Below are 19,491 nucleotides of genomic sequence, written 5' to 3' on the forward strand. Positions count from 1 at the left end.
ACAAAAACCACAACCCATAGCCGGCCCAGGATGAACGACATATTCCTGTCCCAATATTATCGGGAAGCCTTTTGGATCAAGGGTTTGCGGCGCCCTCCCATAGCGCGGAAAGGCGGGATTTGGTCCATCTGGTTACAAAACTTGGCGGACGCTGCACCGCAACATATGGGAGAATCACGACTCCCGGCCGAATTCAACCCGCAGTTACCCCAATGTCCACCGACTCTTCCGCCACGCGTCCCAGCGACCTCGCCATTACCGGACGAATCGTGTCCGTCGTCGTCTTCACCTTCCTGTGCTACCTGACCATCGGCATCCCGCTCGCGGTGCTGCCCGGCTTCGTGCACACCGACCTCGGCTTCGGCTCGGTGATGGCGGGCGCGGCGATCAGCGTCCAGTACTTCGCGACGCTCGCCTCGCGTCCGCTCGCCGGCCGCACCGCCGATACGCTCGGGCCGAAGAAGACGGTGCTCTACGGTCTCACGGCGTGCGCGGCGAGCGGCGTGTTGCTGCTGGCCTCGGCGCTGGCGGCGCAGTGGCACGCGGTCAGCCTGGCGTTGCTGATCCTCGGGCGGCTCGTGCTCGGCTTCGGCGAAAGCTGGGTCGGCACCGGGTCGATCACGTGGGGCATCGGGCGCGTCGGCGTATCGAACAACGCGAAGGTCATTTCGTGGAACGGCATCGCCACCTATGGCGCGCTTGCGATCGGCGCGCCGCTCGGCGTGTTCATCGACCATTCGGTCGGCTTCGCGTCGCTCGGCTTTCTCGTGATCGCGCTCGGCGCGCTCGGCTACTGGCTCGCGACGCGCATGGCGCCGGTTCCGGTCGTGCACGGCGAGCGCATGTCGTACCGCAGCGTCTTCTTCCGCGTGCTGCCGCACGGTCTCGGTCTCGCGCTCGGCTCGGCGGGCTTCGGTTCGATCGCGACGTTCATCACCCTCTTCTACGCCGCGCACAACTGGCCGAACGCGGCGCTCTCGCTCACGGTGTTCGGCACGATGTTCGTCGGCGCGCGCCTCCTGTTCGCGAACACGATCAAGACCTACGGCGGCTTTCGCGTCGCGATCGTCTCGTTCGCATTCGAATGCGCGGGCTTGCTGATGCTGTGGCTCTCCGCCGATCCGACCTTCGCGCTCGCGGGCGCCGCGCTCACGGGCTTCGGCTTCGCGCTGGTCTTCCCGGCGCTGGGCGTCGAGGCGGTCGGGCTCGTGCCGCCCGCAAGCCGTGGCGCGGCGCTCTCGGCGTATTCGGTGTTCCTGGACTTGTCGCTCGGACTGACCGGGCCGCTTGCGGGCTATATCGCGGGCGAATTCGGCTACGGCTCGGTGTTCCTGTTCGCCGCCGTGGCGGCGGCGCTGGCCGTCGCGCTGTCGGTCGCGCTGTACATGCGAACCGGACGCGGCGTCGGCGGGCCGGCCACGGCCTGATCGCCCCGCCATCGACGATCGAAGCGCTCGCTCTCGCGAGCGTTTTTTTTGCCGCGCGCCGGGCGCGAAGCGTCGATCCGGCGAGGTGAGCCGCGCCAGTTTCGCAGATCGAAGCATCCGGGAAAAGCGGACGTCGTCGCCCGTTCCGGCGACGCGCGACGATCCCTCACACGAATGCGCTGTGTGCGGGCCGTGCTGGACATGGATTTGTGTCGGTGAAACTATTGAAGCGAAACGGTCGCGACGCCATCAGAATCACATCGCGTTCCTCAGGATGGCACGCGGCAACGGCAGAACGCGAGCTGCACAAAGAAACCGAAGACAAAAGCGAACGTTGCGGCGGACCTCGAATCGAACGTCAAATTCGAGCGAGGAGCGCGAGCCGCGCGGGCGGCATTGAGATACCCTGATGGAAACGGCCCGCGCGAAAGAATCGAGGTCCGCTACGCTGCCGTTCGCAGCGAACCGGACACGCGTTCGCCGGCATCGAGATCGACAACAACACATCCAAATATCAGGTGAACGCAATGGTTCAGAAACCCGACGAACCTCAATATGACCTGCTCACTGCCGCACGCGAGGAAAAAGTGCGTGTGGCGGTCTTTCTCGTCAACGGAATCCGGCTCGTCGGCTACATCGAATCGTTCGACCGGCACGTCGTGATCCTGCGCGCGCCGACGGGCGTGCAGGTCGTCTACAAGCACGCCATCTCGACGATCCAGCCGGACACCGGCAAGCCGCCCACCAACCGGCGCTCCCACGACACCCCGCATGGCGAGGGCGAACGCTCGTCCGGACCGCGTCGCGGACCGGGCGAAGGTCACCGGTCGTAAGAAAACCGCGCCCGCAACGGGGCGCGCGCTTTCACATCCGTGTCGCGCGGGTTTCATGCCCGCGTCACGAAACTCGCCTTTTTTGGCGCTACGCGCGCATCGCGCCGGATCGGTTCGCGGCTCCTTCGACCCAGGGCTTGCGCGAGAGCACGTCGCGCAGCACCGCTTCGAGTTCCTGTTCGCCGGGATGGCAGCCCCATTTGCTGAAGCCCGCCGCCGACGCGATCATGAACCACGAATGCGGCGGAAACCATTCGAAGCGCAGCGCCCCGTTCTCGAAGACGCGCAGCCGGCCGGTATCGCGATCGAAATCCGCGCACACCGCGATGCCGTTTTGATGCGCGCTTGCTCGGATGAGGCGGTTCAACATCGATCGCTCCTGGCTGCGGCCCGCACGACGAGCCGATGGTGTCGCCGCACGCGCGTGCGGCGTTGGCGTCCGCGTGCAGACGGCGAGCGCTCGTCTGCCGGGACACGTCCATCAGACACCCGGCCGAGCGTCGCGTCGGTGCGTTGCATGACATTCGGCCGCGCCCGGGAATCCGCCGCGTCAGAGCATTTCCAGATGCTGTTTGTTTGTCGGCGGCCTGAAGTGGCTGTCGATCTGCGCGAGTTCGTCCGGGGTCAGCGCGAGATCCGCCGCCGCGCGGTTCTCCTTCACGTGCGCCACGTTCGACGCCTTCGGAATCGAGCAGACACCGGGTTGCTGGAGCACCCACGCGAGCGCGATCTGGAACGTCGACACGCCGCGCGCCGCCGCGATGTCGTTCAGCACGCTTTTCTTCGGCAGCCGTGCGTGATCAACGGGGCTGTACGCCATCGCCGGAAGACCGCGTTCGCGCAGCCACGGCAGCAGGTCGAATTCCGGCCCGCGACGCGCGACGTTGTAGAGCACCTGGTTGGTCGCGCACGCGTTGCCGTCGTCGAGCGCGAAGAGTTCTTCCATGTCGTCGGTGTCGAAGTTGCTCACGCCCCAGTGACGGATCTTGCCGTCGCGCTTCAACTTTTCGAAGCCCGCCACCGCGCCTTCCAGATCTTCGCCGCCGCGCCAGTGCAGCAGGTACATATCGATGCGGTCGGTTTTCAGGCGCTTCAGGCTGCGCTCGCACGCCGCCTGCACGCCGCGCTCGCTGGCGTTGTGGGGATACACCTTGCTCACGATGAAAATGTCGTCGCGCAAGCTGCCGAGCGCTTCGGCGATCAGCTTTTCGCTTTCGCCGTCGCCGTACATCTCGGCGGTGTCGATGAGCGTCATGCCGAGTTCGACGCCCGTGCGCAACGCGGCGATCTCGTCACGGCGGGCGCTGGCGCGTTCGCCCGCGCGTTCGCCCATTCCCCAGGTGCCCTGGCCGAGCTTCGGAATCGCCTCGCCGGTCGGCAAGGCTACGGTTTCAATCGATCGGGTCATCGCGTTCTCCTCGAAGCACTATCGTACTTCGGTCGGCGCTTCGCACCTCGGGTTCCCCGGATCGCCGCGAAGCGTTCAAACCAGCCCGACGACGAGCGGCCCGAGCAGCGTCAGAAGGACGTTCGCGAGCGCATAGGTGATCGCGAACGGCACCGTCGGCACGCCGCTCGCGGCTTTGTCGAGCACGGCGCCGAATGCCGGATTCGCGCTGCGCGAACCGCTGAGCGCGCCGGCGAGCAGCGCGGCGTTGTCGTAGCGCAGCACGTAGCGGCCGAACAGCATCGTCAGCAGGAGCGGAAAGAGCGTGACGAACACGCCGAGCAGGAAAATCGTGAGACCGCTCTCCTTGACCGTCACGACCGCCTGCAGACCCGAATTGATCCCGACCACCGCGACGAACGCGGCCAGCCCGAAGTCCTTGAGCAGTTGCGAGGCCGCCGGCGGCATCACGCCGTACATCGGATGCTTGCCGCGCATCCAGCCGAACACGAGCCCGGCGAGCAGGCACCCGCCGCCCGAGCCGAGCGTGAGCGGAATGCCGCCCACGTTCACCACGACGAGGCCGATCAGCAATCCCACCACGATGCCGACGCCCATATAGATGAAATCGGTCTTGTCGGTGTACGGCAGCTCGTAGCCGGCGGCGTCGACGGCGCGTTTGGTGTCCTGCGGCGAACCGAAGAACGTGATCACGTCGCCGTGTTCCAGCTCGGTTTCGGGCAGCACCGGCAGCGGCCGGTCCACGCGCCGGATCTCGTGGATATAGACGCCGTGCCGCAATTCGCGGTCGACGCTCGCGCGCACGGCCGCGATCGTCGTGTGATTCATGCCGCGGCGCGAGAACACGCCCTGGCGGCGCTGCATGACGAGGCTGATGCCGTCGGTATCGCCGACTTCCTCGCCGAGCTGCGACGCCGCCGCGACCATGACTTCCCGGCGCCCCACGACGAGCACGATGTCGCCGGCTTCGAGCATCACGTCCGGACGCGGTTCGAGCGGCTTGCCCGCGCGCCGGATGCGCTCGATCGTGATCATGTCCTGCTCCGCCGTCTCGATCTGCGCGACGGTGCGTCCGCCGCCGCCGCGCACGCGAAAGGCGCGCCCGACGAGCACCGGCAACGTCGACGTCTGCCCCGCGCCCGGCCCGCTGCCGCCCGCGCCGGCCAGCGCCTTCTCGGCTTCGAGCGCGGCGTCGTGCAGGTTCTGGCCCATGAACTTCGGCAGAATGTTCACGCACACGATGATCGCGCCGAGCGAGCCGAACACGTAGGTGACCGCGTAGGCAATCGCGACATCGGACTGCAGCGCCTTCGTTTCCGCCGCCGGCAGGCCGAGCCGCGCGATGGCGTCGCCGGCCGTGCCGATGATCGCCGACTGCGTGAGCGCGCCGCCCGCGAGCCCTGCCGCGAGACCCTTGTTGAGCCCGAAGAGCCGCGCGCAGACGATCACCGTGACGAGCGCGCTCACGGCGAGAAACACGGCCATCGCGATCTCGCGCAGCGTGCGCCGGTTGAGCGAGTTGAAGAATTGCGGGCCGGAGTCGTAGCCGACCGCGTAGATGAAAACGGCGAACATCACGGATTTGACGCCGTTGTCGATCTGCACGCCCACCTGGCTGATCACGACCGCCGCGAGCAGCGACCCGCCCACGCCGCCGAGCTGGAACTTGCCGAAGTTGATCTGGCCGATCAGGTAGCCGATCGCGAGCGACAGGAAGAGCGCCACTTCCGGCGACTTCTGGAAGATCTGGTGTAGCCAGTCCATCGGGTCCCTTTATGGTGGTGAGCGCCGCTCTACCCGAACTTGCCCGCGAGGCCGACGACGAGCGGCCCCATCAGCGGCAGCAGCACGTTCGAGAGCGCGTAGGTGATCGTGTAGCCGATCACGGGCGTCGAGTTGCCCGTCACGCCGACGAGCGCACTGATCGCCGGCGTGCTGCACTGCTGTCCGGCGATCGCGCCGAGCAGCATCGGCACTTCGAGCTTCAGCAGAAAGCGTCCGACAAACAGCGACACGAGCGCCGGCCCGAGCGTGATGACGACCCCCGCGACCGGCAGCGCGACGCCGTATTCGCGGATCAGGCGCACGGCGTCCGACCCCGCCGACAGCCCGACCGCCGCGATGAACGTACAGAGGCCGAAGTCCTTCAATATCTGCGCGGCCGCCGAGGGCAGCGAGCCGATCAGGGGATAACGCGAGCGAATCCAGCCGAACAGCAGCCCGGCGAGCAGGCACCCGCCGCCGGTGCCGAGCGTCACGTCGACGCCGCCCATCCGCGCGGAGAGCCGCCCGAGCGCGATGCCGACGAGCACGCCGAGGCCGAGGAACACGAAGTCGGTCTTCTGCGTCGCGCGTACGACGTAGCCGAGCTTCGCCGCGCCGCGCGCCACGTCTTCGCGCGCCCCGACGAGCGTCAGCACGTCGCCGCGATGCAATTCCGTGCCGGGCAGCGCCGGAATCGTGCTGTCCAGCCGCGTGACCGCCGAGATGAAGACGCCGCGCGCGTCCGCTGGCGACGCGCGCTCGCGCACCTGCGCGACCGTCAAGCCGTGCACGCCGCGATGCGTGAGCATGACGTCGAGCTTGTCGGCGTAGGCATCGGCGACATCCGCGCCGAACACTTCCTCGCCGATGGCGGGGATCGCCTGCACGACCGCTTCGCGCCGTCCGCCGATCAGAATGCGATCGCCGGGCTTCAGCACGACGGCCGGCTGCGCACGGATCACCGAGCGGCTGCGCGTCACGCGCTGCACGCTGATGTTGTGGCCGTAGCGCGCTTCGAGTTCGCCGATGGTCTGCCCCGCCGCGCCGATCACCTTCACTTCGCGCCCGACGAGCGGCGGCGCAGCGAGGCTCTGGCCTTCCGCGAGGGCGCCGTCGCCGCCGAGCTTGCGCCAGAGCCGCTCGGACTCCTCGCGCAGGTTCACGCGCAAGAGGAGCGGCGCGAACTGGCTCGTGAACAGCACGATCGTGACGAGCCCGAACAGGTAGCTCACGCTGTACGCGGTGACGATGTTCGCCTGCAGGCGCGCGGTGTCGGCGGCGGAAAGACCGAGCCGGCCGATCGCCTCCGATGCGGTGCCGATCACCGCCGATTCGGTCGCGGCGCCCGCGAGCAGCCCGGCGGCAGTGCCCTGGTCGAGCTTGAGCACGGCGACGGCGCCGAGCACGAGCGCGATCACGACGACCATCTCCACGATGGACAACATGCCGTAGCGCCAGCCGCGGCCGATGTTGGCGAAGAACTGCGGACCGCCGGTGAAGCCGAGCGCGAAGATGAAAAGCGCGAAGGCGATGTTTTTCAGGTCGGGAGAAATGCGCGCGCCGCTCTGCCCGAGGATCAGCGCGACGATCAGCGTGCCGCACACGCCGCCGAGCTGAATCGGGCCGATCTTCACCGAGCCGATGAGATAACCGATCGCCAGACTGGCGAACAGGGCGATTTCAGGCTGTGCGGCGAGCAACTGCCAGAGCATGGATTATCTCTTTTCCGAGAAGCAAATGACTTTATTCCGAATTGGACGGGATTCGTACAGCCCGCTACGCTATATTGGCACCCGTTCGGCGATAAAAAAATTCAGTTTGCAATTTCTAAATTCGAATCGGAAGCGAAACCATGGCAAAACTGAAATTTTCTCCAATCTACACGTTAAGCATTTATAGAATCAAGAACGGCAACAATTTACAAATCGCGCAACGCCAAGCGCGACAAGCCGATCGCGCAACGTTCGCACGAATATTTTCCATTTTGAAAATCACCGCAGTGTCCGCCTGGTCATTTTTACACGTTCATTTCTTCTGATGTCAGTGAATTTCCTGCCGCTGGCATACAAGTAGTTTGAGGATCTGCACGAAATACCGCCAAGAAATTAAATATTGTAATTTGAACCGGGTGTCAATATTATTTCCTTGCGGTTCTCAAAAAGTCCGATGTATCGAAGCCGCCTTGCGCATCGGATAAATCGACATATCCTCCGAGGGTCTTTGTGATGAACCAGATACATGCCATGCGAGTCTTCGTCCGCGTCTCCGAGACGGAAAGTTTCCGGCGCGCAGCACAACAACTCGACGTATCGAATGCATTAGTCACCCGATCGATCGCCATGCTCGAAGCGCACCTGCGCACGCGTCTCATCAACCGTACCACGCGCAACCTCTCCCTCACCGAAGCCGGCACGCGCTATCTGGAAGGCTGCCGCGCGCTGCTGGAAGAACTCGACAATCTGGAATCCGCGCTCGCGCACACCGAAGGCGAACCGAGCGGCACGTTGCGCGTCGTGGCGTCGAGTTCGCTGTCGCTGCTCACGCTGACACCGCTCATCGACGGCTTCCGCAAGCTCTATCCAAAGGTCAACGTGCGGCTCACGCTCGCCGAGCGTCACGTCGACCTGGTGGAAGACGGCTTCGACGTCGGCATCGTCACGGCCTTCATGGTGACGAGCACCGCGCTCGTCGAACGTCCCGTCGCGACCAACCCGCTGATTCCCGTCGCCTCGCCCGCCTACCTCGCCGAACACGGCACGCCGCGCGCGCCCGTCGACTTGCAGGCGTATCCGTCGGTCGCGCTGCCCAACGAAATCCGCAGTTCCACCTGGCATTTCCGTCATCGCCACGGCGCGTCCGATCAGGTCACGCTCGCGCCGGTCTACACGGTCAACAACGCGCTGATGGTGCGCCTCGCGACGCTCGCCGGCATGGGTTTCTCCGTCCTTCCGGAAGGCCTCGTCAGAGCCGACCTCGAAGCCGGAACGCTCGTGCGCGTCCTGCCCGACTACGCAATCGACGATCCTGACATGAAGGTTTCGGTGGTCTATCCTGGACGTCAGTACCTGCCCGCCAAGACGCGCTTTTTCATCGATTACACGCTCGCCAAACTCGCGCCGCAGGTGAATGGCGGCGTCGAACGCCCGGACGCGGTGTTGACCCATGTGCCCGGCTTCATGCCGATTTCGACCGCAAGCGCGACGCACGCGATGCCGCTCTCGGACCGGTCCACTCACTGAACGGAAACGCGCCATGCCGACCCGCATGATCGTCTTCAGCAGCCGGCAGTACGACGTCGACAGCTTCAACGAGGTCAACGCGCAGTACGGCATCGAACTGGACTTTCAGGAGTCGCATCTGGATGCCGAAACGGCCGTCCTCGCGCGGGGCTTCGAGGCGGTGTGTCCGTTCGTCAACGATCGTCTCGACATGGCGACGCTCGAAAAGCTGTATCTCGGCGGCACGCGGCTCGTCGCGCTGCGCTCCGCCGGATTCAACCATGTCGACCTGCCGACGGCAAAACGGCTCGGGATGACGGTCGCGCGCGTGCCGGCGTATTCGCCGCACGCCGTCGCCGAGCATGCGGTCGGCATGATCCTCACGCTCAACCGGCGTTTTCATCGCGCGGTCGCGCGCACGCGCGAAGGCGACTTTTCGCTGAACGGCCTGCTCGGTTTCGATCTGTATGGCAAGACCGTCGGCGTGATCGGCACCGGCGTGATCGGCCGCGTGTTCGGCGGCATCATGGCGGGCTTCGGCATGAACGTGCTGGCTTACGATCCCGGTACGCCCGCCGAGGACCTGCTCGCACGCGGCGCGCGCTACGTGCCGCTCGACACGCTGCTCGCCGAATCGGACGTCGTGAGCCTGCACTGTCCGCTCCTGCCGGCGACGTATCACCTCATCGACGAACGCGCGCTCGGCAAGATGAAGCGCGGCGCGATGCTGATCAACACGGGGCGCGGCGGGCTCGTCGAAAGCAATGCGCTGATCGGTGCGTTGAAGAGCGGCCAGCTGGGCCATCTCGGGCTCGACGTCTACGAGGAAGAAGGCGGCCTCTTCTTCGAGGATCACTCGAACCGTCTCCTTCAGGACGACGTGCTCGCGCGCCTCCTGATGTTTCCGAACGTGATCGTCACGTCGCACCAGGCGTTCTTCACGCGCGAGGCGCTGCTCGAAATCGCCACGACGACGCTCGGCAACGTCAAGGCCTGGCAGGACGGCGCGCCGACCAACGTGGTCGAGGGCTGAAGCTCTTTCGGCCCGCGCGAACTCAGATATCCTCGTATTCCGACGACGCCTCGCCCGACGCCGCGCACATCTGGCGCAGCAGTTCGGCTTCGCGCTCGTGCACTTCCACCGGCATGCACAGCGCACCCGCGTGCGCGAGATAGCGCGCGCGATGCTGGCCGTTCCTGAACGACACCACGCCCTCGCGGTGCACGCCGATCAGGCCCAAAAGCCCCGCTGCGCGCCGCGCCGAGATCGTCACGTAGGGCATTTCGGGCACGCGCGGATTGTCGGGATCGAGGAACTCGCGGATGCCTTTCACCTTGCCCGCATGCCAGTCGCTGACGGCCTTGAGCACATAGTCGGTATCGTCGCGATCGGCGCATTCGAGGAGCCGCTTCACATCGACCAGCACGACCTGATGACGCGAGTCGCGCTCCGTGAAGACGCGCTTTAAGCGCACGAAGTCGTACAGCGTGTGGCCTTGCAGCCGCACGATCCAGACCGCTTCGGCAGCGGCCGGGGCAACCATCGCAGTATCGATCGACATAGAGGAGAGCCGGGACCGCGCGCGCTCCATGCGCACGCTTGTTAAGTGAAACTTGTACACCCTAGTGACGGTTCGTGAAAGACTCATGACGGGCACGGCATGTGCTGTGTTGCGTGAATCAAACTACGCTCATCCGAAGGACGAGCCGGAGCGAGGTTGAACACGAACCTAAGCGCAAGCACGAACACACAGGCTGACCTGATCGTCGCGCGTCCGGAAGGGCTTTACTGTCCGGCGGGCCACTTTTATATCGATCCGTGGCGGCCGGTCGAACGGGCCGTCATCACGCATGCGCATGCCGATCATGCGCGCTTCGGTCACCGGCACTATCTGGCGGCCGAGCCGGGCGTCGGCGTGCTCCTGTCGCGGCTGCCCGGCATCGACCTGCAAGGCGTGCCTTACGGCGAGCGCATCGTCATCAACGGCGTGACGGTCTCGCTGCATCCGGCGGGGCACGTGCTCGGCTCGGCGCAGGTGCGCGTCGAGCATGCGGGCCGCGTGTGGGTCGCATCGGGCGACTACAAGGTCGAGCCCGATCCCACCTGCGCGCCGTTCGAGCCGGTTCGCTGCGACACCTTCATCACCGAATCGACGTTCGGCCTGCCGATCTATCGCTGGGAGCCGTCGCAGACGGTTTTCGACGGCATCGACTCCTGGTGGCGGCACAACGCGGCAGAGGGACGCGCGTCGGTGCTCTTCTGCTATTCGTTCGGCAAGGCGCAGCGCATTCTCGCGGGCGTCGATGCCGCAATCGGCCCGATTTTCTGCCACGGCGCGGTCGAGCCGCTCAACCGCGCGTACACGCGAGCCGGCGTGCTTCTGCCGCCGACGCGCCCCGTCTCCGACATCGCCGCGCGCGACAAGGCGGAGTTCAAGGGCGCGCTCGTCGTCGCGCCGCCGTCCGCGCAGGGCAGCGCGTGGATGCGCCGCTTCGGCGACTACAGCGACGCCTTCGCGTCCGGCTGGATGCGCCTGCGCGGCACGCGGCGGCGTCGCGGGCTGGATCGCGGCTTCGTGCTCTCCGATCACGCCGACTGGCCGGGCCTGCAACTCGCAATCGGCGCGACGGGTGCAGAACGCGTGATCGTCACGCACGGCCAGATCGAGCCGATGGTGCGCTGGCTGCGCGAACAGGGTTTGGAAGCGGGCGCCTTCACGACCGAATACGGCGACGACGCGATCGAAGCCGACGCGGCGGAAGCGCCGTCGGCCGTCGAGAGCACGACGAGCCACGCAGAATGAAACGCTTCGCCACGCTCTACGCCGCGCTCGACGCGACGACTTCGACGAAGGAGAAGCTCGAAGCGCTGACCGCGTACTTCTCGGCGGCCGAGCCCGAGGACGCCGCCTGGGCGTCGTATTTCCTCGCGGGCGGCAAGCCGCGCCAGTCGGTGCCGACGCGCATGCTCACCGAACTCGCCCGCGAGCGCGCGGGGCTGCCGGAATGGCTCTTCGAGGAGTCGTATCAGGCGGTCGGCGATCTGGCCGAAACGATCGCGCACATCCTGCCGCCCGCGACGCGCGAATCCGAACTCGGCCTCGCGCAGTGGATCGAGGATCGTGTGCTGACCTTGCGCGGCGCGAGTCCGGCGGAGTTGCGCGAGCGGCTCGTCGGCTACTGGGACGAACTCAACTGGAGCGAGCGCTTTCTTCTGACGAAGCTGATCGGCGGCGGCTTTCGCGTCGGCGTGGCGCGGCAGCTCGTCGTGCGCGCGCTCGCCGAGGTCGCGGGCGTCGATCACAAGCGCATCGCGCAACGGATGGTCGGCTGGACCGATTCGCGGCAGGCGCCGAGCGCCGCGCGCTATTTGCGGCTCGTCGCGCCCGAGCGCGCGGGCGAGGACATCGACACGCCGCCCGAAAGCGATCTCGGTCTGCCCTATCCGTTCTTTCTCGCGCATCCGCTGCAAGCCGACCCGGCGACGCTTAACGCGCCATCGGACTGGCTCGTCGAATGGAAGTGGGACGGCATTCGCGCGCAGCTCGTCAAGCGCGGCGGCCGCGTCTGGCTGTGGTCGCGCGGCGAGGACCTCATCACGGAGCGCTTTCCCGAACTCGCGTCGCTCGGCGCGGCGCTGCCGGACGGCACCGTGATCGACGGCGAGATTCTCGCCTGGGAGCCGGGCGGCGCGGCGCCGTTGCCGTTCGCGCGCCTGCAGCCGCGCATCACGCGCAAGTCGCTGACGAAGCAGGTGCTCGCCGATTCGCCCGCCGCGCTCCTCGCCTACGATCTGCTCGAAGCCGATGGCATCGACTTGCGCACGACGCCGCTCGAAGCACGCCGCGCGCGGCTCGATGCGCTCGCCGCGACGCTTGCGACGGACTTGCTGCGCGTTTCGCCGCTCGTCGCCGCCGGCGACTGGGACACGCTCGCGACGCTGCGCGACGAAAGCCGCGCGCGCGGCGTCGAAGGTTTGATGCTGAAGGAGCGCCACTCGATGTACGGCGTCGGGCGCACGAAGGCGTCGGGGACGTGGTGGAAGTGGAAGATCGACCCGTATGCCGTCGATGCCGTGCTGCTCTACGCGCAGCGCGGCCACGGCCGGCGCGCGAGCCTCTACACGGATTTCACCTTCGCGGTCTGGGACGAGGCCGACGGCGTGCGCACGCTGGTGCCGTTCGCGAAGGCCTACTCCGGCCTCACCGACGAGGAAATGCGCCAGGTCGATGCAATCGTGCGCAAGACAACGGTCGAGAAATTCGGCCCGGTGCGCAGCGTCACGCCGACGCTCGTCTTCGAGATCGGCTTCGAAGGGATTCAGGCGAGCCCGCGCCACAAGTCGGGTATCGCAGTGCGCTTTCCGCGCATGCTGCGCTGGCGCACCGACAAGCAGATCGACGACGCCGACACGCTCGACATGCTCAAGGGCTTTCTCGGCGAGACCGCATCATGAACGCGCCTGACGACGCCCGCGAGCGGCGGCCTCGCCCGCCGCGTCCGCGCCGCGTGCCGAAGACGCGCGCCGCGCAGGCAAAGGCCGATGCCACCGCCGAGCTGTTTCGCCCCGCGCCATTCGGCGTCGATCCGCTCGAAGCGGCGAAGCCGTTCGACGAGCGGGTGGAACGCTGGTTCGCAGACCAAGGCTGGCAGCCGTTCGACTTCCAGCGCGACGTATGGCGCGAGATCGCGCGAGGATCGAGCGGCCTCTTGCACGCGACGACCGGCGCCGGCAAGACCTGGGCCGTGTGGCTCGGCGCGCTCGCGGCGTTCGCGCAACCGCAGGCGCGCGCGCTGCCCGCGCCGCTCACCGTCCTGTGGATCACGCCGATGCGCGCGCTCGCCGCCGATACCGCGCGCGCGTTGCAGGCCGCCGTGACCGCGCTCGCCGTGCCGTGGTCGGTCGGCCTGCGAACCGGCGACACGCCATCGGCCGAACGCGCGCGGCAGAATCGCCGGATGCCGTCGGCGCTCGTCACGACGCCCGAAAGCCTCACACTGATGCTCACGCGCGCCAACGCACGCGAAGAACTCGCGCAGGTGCGGCTCGTGGTCGTCGACGAATGGCACGAGCTGCTCGGCAACAAGCGCGGCACGCAGACCCAGCTCGCGCTCGCGCGCCTCGCCCGCTGGCGGCCCGAGGTGCAGGTCTGGGGCCTGTCCGCGACGCTCGGCAACACCCAACTCGCGCACGACGCGCTGCTCGCCGCCGTGAAGACGCCGCGCGTGATCGTGCGCGGCGCGCAGCCGAAGACGCTCGTCGTCGATACGCTGATTCCCGAGACCATCGAGCGCTTTCCGTGGGGCGGCCATCTCGGCGTGCGGCAGGTCGGCCCGGTCGCCGATGAAATCGACCGGGCGCGCAGTTCGCTCGTCTTCACCAACACGCGCTCGCAGTCGGAAATCTGGTATCGCGCGCTGCTCGAACTGCGGCCGGACTGGGCCGGGCTGATTGCGCTGCATCACGGATCGCTCGATCAGGAAGTGCGCGAATGGGTCGAACTCGGGCTGAAGAACGGGCAGTTGAAGGCGGTCGTGTGTACGTCGAGCCTCGATCTCGGCGTCGATTTCCTGCCGGTTGATCGCGTTTTTCAGATTGGTTCGCCGAAGGGCGTCGCGCGCCTGATGCAGCGCGCCGGACGCTCCGGCCACGCGCCCGGACGCGTGTCGCGCGTGACGATCGTGCCGACGCACGCGCTCGAGCTCGTCGAAGCGGCGGCGGCGCGCTGGGCGGTCGAGGAGAGGCACATCGAAGGCCGCGAGATGCCGTACAAGCCGCTCGACGTGCTCGTGCAGCATCTCGTGACGGTGGCGATCGGCGGCGGCTTCACGGCGCCCAAACTCTTCGATGAAGTCCGCCGCGCGTATGCGTACCGCGACCTGACGCAGCAGGAATTCGACTGGGCGCTCGCCTTCGTCGAGCGCGGCGGCACGTCGCTCGCGGCGTATCCGGACTATCACCGCGTCGAGCGCGACGACGGCGGCGTCTATCGCGTGCCGCGCGAGGACCTGATCCGGCGGCATCGCAACAATGTCGGCACGATCGTCGCAAACGCGACCATCAACGTCGCTTACATGACGGGCGGGCGCATCGGCGCGATGGAGGAATCGTTCATCTCGCGGCTGAAACCCGGCGACGTCTTCACGTTCGGCGGCCGCACGCTCGAACTCGTGCGCGTGCGCGACATGACCGCCTACGTGAAGCGCGCGACCTCTTCACGCGGCGCGATGCCGCAATGGGCCGGCAGCCGCATGCCGCTCTCGTCGGAACTCGCGGGTGCGACGCTCATAATGCTCGCGCGCGCGAACGCCGGCATCTACGACGAGCCCGAGATGCGCGCGGTGCGGCCATTGCTCGAATTGCAGGCGAGATGGTCCGCGCTGCCGGGACCGGGCGTGCTGCTCGTCGAAGCAATCCGTTCGCGCGAAGGACATCATTTCTTCTGCTATCCGTTCGCCGGACGCACCGCGCATATCGGGCTGGGATCGCTGATCGGCTGGCGCGTCGCGCGCGATTCGCCGAGCACGTTTTCCATTTCGATGAACGACTACGGGTTCGAGTTGCTCTCGGCGCGTCCGTTCGACTGGCAGACGCTGATCGAAGGCGGACTTTTTTCGCCCGCGAATCTCGAATACGACATTCTCGCGAGCCTCAATTCGTCGGAACTCGCGGCGCGGCGCTTTCGCGAGATCGCGCGCGTGTCGGGGCTCGTGTATCAGGGACATCCGGGGCAGCAGAAGAGCGCGCGGCAATTGCAGGCGTCGAGCGGACTCTTCTACGAAGTGTTCCGCAAGCACGACGCCGATAACCTGCTGCTCGCGCAGGCCGAGGACGAAGTGCGGTTGCAGGAACTCGAACTGGACCGCATCCGCGTCGCGCTCGAACGGATGAACGCGAGCCGTCTCGCGCTCACGCATCCGAAGAAGCCGACGCCCTTCGCGTTTCCGCTGATCGTCGGACGGCTGCGCGAGAAGGTGAGCACCGAGAAGCTGTCGGATCGCGTCGAGCGGATGCTGGCCGATCTGGAAAAGGCCGCGCGCACATGACGACCGAAGCGCTGACCGTCGATGTCGCCGGCCATACGCTGCTGCTTTCAGCCGAGCGCGCGGCATTCGATCCGCTGCTGAAGGCGCTCTTCGTCGCCGATGCGCATTTCGGCAAGGACGCCGTGTTCCGTGCGCGCGGCATTCCAGTGCCGGCGGGATCGACCGATGCGAATCTCGCGCGGCTCGATGCGCTCGTCGCGACGCATCGGCCGGAGTCGATCGTGTTTCTCGGCGACTTGCTGCACGCGCGGGAGTCGCACGCCGACGAGACGTTGGGCGCGCTATCGGCGTGGCGCGCGCGGCATCGGGCGCTGCGGCTGTTGCTCGTCGAAGGCAATCACGACCGGCATGCGGGCGCGCTGCCGGCGGCGTTCGGCATCGAGACGGTGTTCGAACCTTATGCGATGGGACCGTGGGCGCTTTGTCATCATCCGCAGACCGTCGACGGCGCATATGCGCTCGGCGGGCACGAGCATCCGGTGTATCGCATCGCGACGCGAGCGGACCGTGTGCGGCTGCCGTGCTTTCGATTCAGTGCGCGGGGCGGCGTGCTGCCGGCGTTCGGTGAATTCACCGGCGGGTTCGAAGTGAACGACTCGGCGCGGGGCGAGGCGATTTATGTCGTCGCCGGAGAAAGGGTGCTGGAGGTGCGGGGGTAAATCCCCTCAGTGATAAATCGTCTTCGACGACGTGAGCTTCGTCAGCGTCCCGCGCTGGAACCTGAACCAGCCCTCGCCGGTTCTGAGCACGGCTTCGTCGCGCTGCCAGTACACGCTGTCGATCCTGAGCCGCCGTCCGATGCGCTCGACCGCCGGCGGTTTCCTGCGAAAGTCGTAGAGCACGAGCCCGTTGCCCTCCTCGACCAGCATCCGCGCGACCGCCTCGTGCGCGCCCGACGTGTCGTCGAAATGGCGCAGGCGGCTGCTGTTCACGCGATCGAACGGCTGGCCGTCGATCTGCGCGACATAAGCGCTGCCCTCCTGCACGAACTGCAACGCGCCGGCCACCGTCGCGACAGGCCCCGCTGTGCCGCTTTGCGCATTCGCGACGCTCGCGACAAGCGTCGCGGCCGCGAACAGACCCTGAAACAATCTCCGGCAGACGATCATCGAATGACTCCTGAAACGCGGCGCTTTCCCAACACAGCGCCAACGCGCAATGATCCGAATTTTGACATCGCGTAATTAAAAGAACCATTCACAAGCGCGCTATCGCCGGGAAGACTCATGCGTGCATCGGACCTTTCCGGAAAATAAGCCTCACGCGAGCGCCGTGCCCGAGCGGCCAAACTAAGGGTTTTCACCAGCAGCGGCGTACATCCTTCGGTACACTCCACTCCTTCATTCATCGCGTAACGCTTGGCGTCGTTCATTTCGAAAACGCGCGTCGCGACGACACCCCCGCTGCCATGCCCCTGCCTCTTCTCGCTCTCGCCATTGCCGCGTTCGGCATCGGCACGACCGAATTCGTCATCATGGGCCTCTTGCCCAACGTCGCCCGCGACCTCGACGTCTCGATTCCCGCCGCTGGCATGCTCGTCTCCGGCTACGCGCTCGGCGTGACCATCGGTGCACCGATCCTCGCCATCATCACGGCGAAAATGCCGCGCAAGAAGGCGCTGATGGGGCTGATCGGCGTGTTCATCGTCGGCAACATGCTGTGCGCGATCGCGCCGGGCTATTGGGTGCTGATGGGCGCACGCATCGTGACGGCGTTCTGCCACGGCGCGTTCTTCGGCATCGGCTCGGTGGTCGCGGCCGACCTCGTCGCGCCGAACCGCCGCGCGCAGGCGATCGCGCTGATGTTCACCGGCTTGACGCTCGCGAACGTGCTCGGCGTGCCGCTCGGCACCGCGCTCGGCCAGGCCGCCGGCTGGCGCGCGACGTTCTGGGTCGTGACGCTGATCGGCCTCGTTGCGGCGGGAGCGCTTGCCGTCTGCCTGCCGAGGCACATCGAGATGCGCGAAACCAGCATCTTGCGCGAATTCAACGTGCTCAGGAACCCGCAGGTGCTGATGGTGCTCGGCATCAGCGTGCTGGCGTCGGCTAGTCTGTTTTCGGTCTTTACCTACATCACGCCGATTCTCGAAGACGTCACCGGTTTCTCGCCGCATGCGGTCACCTACGTGCTGCTGCTCTTCGGGCTCGGACTGACGGTCGGCAGCACGCTCGGCGGCAAGCTCGCCGACTGGAAGGTGTTGCGTTCGCTCTTGTCGTTCCTGCTCGCGATCGTGGTGATCCTCATCATCTTCGCCGGAACGATGCGCTTCGAAATCCCCGCGATGATCACGATTTTCCTCTGGGGCATGCTCGCGTTCGCGATCGTGCCGCCGCTGCAGATTTTGATCGTGAACCGCGCGAGCGACGCGCCGAATCTCGCCTCGACGCTGAATCAAGGCGCCTTCAACCTCGGCAACGCGACGGGCGCGTGGCTCGGCGGCGTCGCGATCAGCGCGGGCGCGCCGCTGGAGGCGCTGCCGTGGGTCGGCGTGCTGATGGCGTGCGGCGCGTTCGCGCTGACGCTGCTTTCTGCGTCGCTCGAGCGGCGCGCGCGGCGCTCGGCTGTGGGGCAAGCGGCCTGAACACCGGCGGCGCGATCGCGCCGCCTCCCTCGCCTTTCAATCGGGAAACGCACCATTTCGGCTTGACAATCCCACACCTGCGACCGAACGCCGTCGTTACTTCTGCGCACGGTCAGCTATCAATCGAGTTTGCCTTATCCGGACGCCGTCAAGACCTGCAAATATCTGGTTCGGCACAAGACGGTTCAGGTGCATCTTTCTATCCCAATGCTGGTGACATTGCAGGCGCCGAAGATACGAATCGTGTCATCGCGCTTAGCGATTTCAAAGCTGGCCCCCTTCACCAGATATTCGCCACCGACTGCTACCGATACATCGCCGCAGAAATATGCGTCGGCGACAAGGCTGGCGCGGAATTCTGTCAAGACTTGTTAATCGTCGCTTATCTCTTATTAAATTCGTTGACCTTAATGGATTTAAATGTTCAGTTAACAGGTTTGGCAGCTAACGCTGCGTCGCTGGTCTTTTCAGGGAGCAGGGAGTGGCAGAATTTGATCCATTACGGCGGGGCGTCGCGGGACGCCAGGCGTATTTTCTCGACGTGCCCGGCACGGACAGCGCGGCGGCACTCTCGGTCGTGTCGTTCACCGCAACCGAAAAGATGGGCGACCCGAATGTCGTCCATATCGAACTGACTCACCCGCAGCAGCTATCGCGCGCCGACTATCTGAACCGTGACGCCGTTTTCAGCATCGAGGCCGACGATGGAACCGTGCGGCGCTTTTCCGGCTTCATTGCACGCTTTTCGACAGTGCAGACCACGAAGGATTTCGTCAAATTCGAAATCGAGCTGAGGTCGCATCTGGCACGGCTGAAGGCCGTCACGCGCAACAGGATTTTTCAGCACGGCTCGACGCCGGACATTCTGAAAGCAATCCTGCAAGGTCATGGCGTGCCGGACCATCAATTCCGGTTCCGGCTGCGCGGGAAACATCCCCAGCACGCGTTTCGCATGCAGCACGGGATGACGGACTTCGACTACGGACACATGCTCCAGGAGAAATCCGGCGTGTATTCGTATGTGGTCGAGAACGAACACGGCGATGAGGTGAACTACGGCGACGATATCGACCACTACATATACGACCCGCAACTGGTGGTGCCGTACCGCGAGGCGGCGGGACTCGACGCGAACGGCGTCGAGGCAGTCACGTCACTGAAGACGCACACGAAGACGGTGCCGCAGTCGTTCACGGTCGCGGATTACAACCCG

General features: G+C 66.0%; 19 protein-coding genes. 11 read left to right on the forward strand and 8 right to left on the reverse strand.

Annotated elements, in window-relative coordinates:
* The first annotated feature begins 212 nt into the window (after positions 1 to 212).
* Together QCE48_RS11910 and hfq are read left to right on the forward strand one after the other, a co-directional pair.
* Complete coding sequence (locus QCE48_RS11910) at positions 213 to 1,427, forward strand: MFS transporter (RefSeq protein WP_309787645.1); 1,215 nt, start codon at positions 213 to 215, stop codon at positions 1,425 to 1,427.
* 527 nt (positions 1,428 to 1,954) lie between these two features.
* Positions 1,955 to 2,260, forward strand: a complete 306-nt coding sequence (hfq, locus tag QCE48_RS11915) for an RNA chaperone Hfq (protein WP_116566897.1) — start codon at positions 1,955 to 1,957, stop codon at positions 2,258 to 2,260.
* Between the two features lie 88 nt (positions 2,261 to 2,348).
* Here the strand turns inward: hfq and QCE48_RS11920 are convergent, their stop codons facing one another.
* The 4 genes from QCE48_RS11920 to aspT (QCE48_RS11935) all read right to left on the reverse strand — a co-directional run bounded on the left by QCE48_RS11920 (position 2,349) and on the right by aspT (QCE48_RS11935) (position 7,144).
* A complete protein-coding gene (locus tag QCE48_RS11920) occupies positions 2,349 to 2,630 on the reverse strand; it encodes a hypothetical protein (protein ID WP_309787643.1) in 282 nt (93 codons plus the stop codon).
* 180 nt (positions 2,631 to 2,810) lie between these two features.
* On the reverse strand, positions 2,811 to 3,668 hold the full coding sequence (locus QCE48_RS11925; protein ID WP_309787642.1) for an aldo/keto reductase: 858 nt from the start codon (positions 3,666 to 3,668) through the stop codon (positions 2,811 to 2,813).
* Positions 3,669 to 3,743: 75 nt separating this feature from the next.
* On the reverse strand, positions 3,744 to 5,432 hold the full coding sequence (gene aspT / locus QCE48_RS11930) for an aspartate-alanine antiporter (protein ID WP_309787641.1): 1,689 nt from the start codon (positions 5,430 to 5,432) through the stop codon (positions 3,744 to 3,746).
* 29 nt (positions 5,433 to 5,461) lie between these two features.
* On the reverse strand, positions 5,462 to 7,144 hold the full coding sequence (aspT, locus tag QCE48_RS11935; RefSeq protein WP_309787640.1) for an aspartate-alanine antiporter: 1,683 nt from the start codon (positions 7,142 to 7,144) through the stop codon (positions 5,462 to 5,464).
* Between the two features lie 140 nt (positions 7,145 to 7,284).
* On the opposite strand from aspT (QCE48_RS11935), the gene QCE48_RS11940 reads away from it, so the two are divergent.
* The 3 genes from QCE48_RS11940 (at position 7,285) to QCE48_RS11950 (ending at position 9,683) form a co-directional block, all read left to right on the forward strand.
* Positions 7,285 to 7,470, forward strand: coding sequence for a hypothetical protein (locus QCE48_RS11940; protein ID WP_309787638.1), 186 nt, complete (start codon positions 7,285 to 7,287; stop codon positions 7,468 to 7,470).
* A 187-nt stretch (positions 7,471 to 7,657) separates the two neighbouring features.
* Positions 7,658 to 8,671: a LysR family transcriptional regulator gene (locus QCE48_RS11945; protein WP_309787636.1), complete on the forward strand. Its 1,014-nt coding sequence runs from the start codon at positions 7,658 to 7,660 to the stop codon at positions 8,669 to 8,671.
* Positions 8,672 to 8,684: 13 nt separating this feature from the next.
* Positions 8,685 to 9,683, forward strand: coding sequence for a 2-hydroxyacid dehydrogenase (locus tag QCE48_RS11950; protein WP_309787634.1), 999 nt, complete (start codon positions 8,685 to 8,687; stop codon positions 9,681 to 9,683).
* Positions 9,684 to 9,705: 22 nt separating this feature from the next.
* On the opposite strand, the gene QCE48_RS11955 is transcribed toward QCE48_RS11950, so the two are convergent.
* Positions 9,706 to 10,212, reverse strand: a complete 507-nt coding sequence (locus QCE48_RS11955; RefSeq protein ID WP_309787632.1) for a plasmid fertility inhibition factor family protein — start codon at positions 10,210 to 10,212, stop codon at positions 9,706 to 9,708.
* A 156-nt stretch (positions 10,213 to 10,368) separates the two neighbouring features.
* Here QCE48_RS11955 and QCE48_RS11960 point away from each other — a divergent pair, with 156 nt between their 5' ends.
* From QCE48_RS11960 to pdeM, 4 genes are read left to right on the forward strand one after another with little or no spacing between them, the layout of a single operon-like run.
* Positions 10,369 to 11,454, forward strand: coding sequence for a ligase-associated DNA damage response exonuclease (locus QCE48_RS11960; RefSeq protein ID WP_309787630.1), 1,086 nt, complete (start codon positions 10,369 to 10,371; stop codon positions 11,452 to 11,454).
* Entirely contained in the window at positions 11,451 to 13,106 is a 1,656-nt protein-coding gene (locus QCE48_RS11965) for an ATP-dependent DNA ligase (protein ID WP_309787628.1), read from the forward strand. The genes QCE48_RS11960 and QCE48_RS11965 overlap by 4 nt, the downstream gene beginning before the upstream one ends.
* On the forward strand, positions 13,103 to 15,697 hold the full coding sequence (locus QCE48_RS11970) for a ligase-associated DNA damage response DEXH box helicase (RefSeq protein ID WP_309787626.1): 2,595 nt from the start codon (positions 13,103 to 13,105) through the stop codon (positions 15,695 to 15,697). The genes QCE48_RS11965 and QCE48_RS11970 overlap by 4 nt, the downstream gene beginning before the upstream one ends.
* Positions 15,694 to 16,356 (forward strand): ligase-associated DNA damage response endonuclease PdeM, encoded by a 663-nt coding sequence (pdeM, locus tag QCE48_RS11975; RefSeq protein ID WP_309787624.1) that lies wholly within the window; start codon positions 15,694 to 15,696, stop codon positions 16,354 to 16,356. The genes QCE48_RS11970 and pdeM overlap by 4 nt, the downstream gene beginning before the upstream one ends.
* 6 nt (positions 16,357 to 16,362) lie before the next feature.
* Here the strand turns inward: pdeM and QCE48_RS11980 are convergent, their stop codons facing one another.
* Positions 16,363 to 16,806, reverse strand: a complete 444-nt coding sequence (locus QCE48_RS11980; protein WP_309787623.1) for a hypothetical protein — start codon at positions 16,804 to 16,806, stop codon at positions 16,363 to 16,365.
* Complete coding sequence (locus QCE48_RS11985) at positions 16,803 to 17,069, reverse strand: hypothetical protein (RefSeq protein ID WP_309787622.1); 267 nt, start codon at positions 17,067 to 17,069, stop codon at positions 16,803 to 16,805. The genes QCE48_RS11980 and QCE48_RS11985 overlap by 4 nt, the downstream gene beginning before the upstream one ends.
* Before the next feature lie 36 nt (positions 17,070 to 17,105).
* Between QCE48_RS11985 and QCE48_RS11990 the strand changes: the two genes are divergently transcribed.
* Positions 17,106 to 18,278 carry an MFS transporter gene (locus QCE48_RS11990; protein WP_309787620.1) on the forward strand — a complete coding sequence of 391 codons (1,173 nt, stop codon included), beginning with the start codon at positions 17,106 to 17,108 and terminating at the stop codon, positions 18,276 to 18,278.
* 185 nt (positions 18,279 to 18,463) lie between these two features.
* Here the strand turns inward: QCE48_RS11990 and QCE48_RS11995 are convergent, their stop codons facing one another.
* Positions 18,464 to 18,643 carry a hypothetical protein gene (locus QCE48_RS11995; RefSeq protein ID WP_309787618.1) on the reverse strand — a complete coding sequence of 60 codons (180 nt, stop codon included), beginning with the start codon at positions 18,641 to 18,643 and terminating at the stop codon, positions 18,464 to 18,466.
* A gap of 116 nt (positions 18,644 to 18,759) precedes the next feature.
* Here QCE48_RS11995 and QCE48_RS12000 point away from each other — a divergent pair.
* Positions 18,760 to 19,491, forward strand: a 732-nt coding sequence (locus QCE48_RS12000; protein ID WP_409014667.1) for a contractile injection system protein, VgrG/Pvc8 family, incomplete at its 3' end; no start/stop codon positions are given.

Origin of the sequence: Caballeronia sp. LZ024, assembly GCF_031451455.1 — a bacterium.
In the GTDB taxonomy this organism is placed as follows: domain Bacteria; phylum Pseudomonadota; class Gammaproteobacteria; order Burkholderiales; family Burkholderiaceae; genus Caballeronia; species Caballeronia telluris.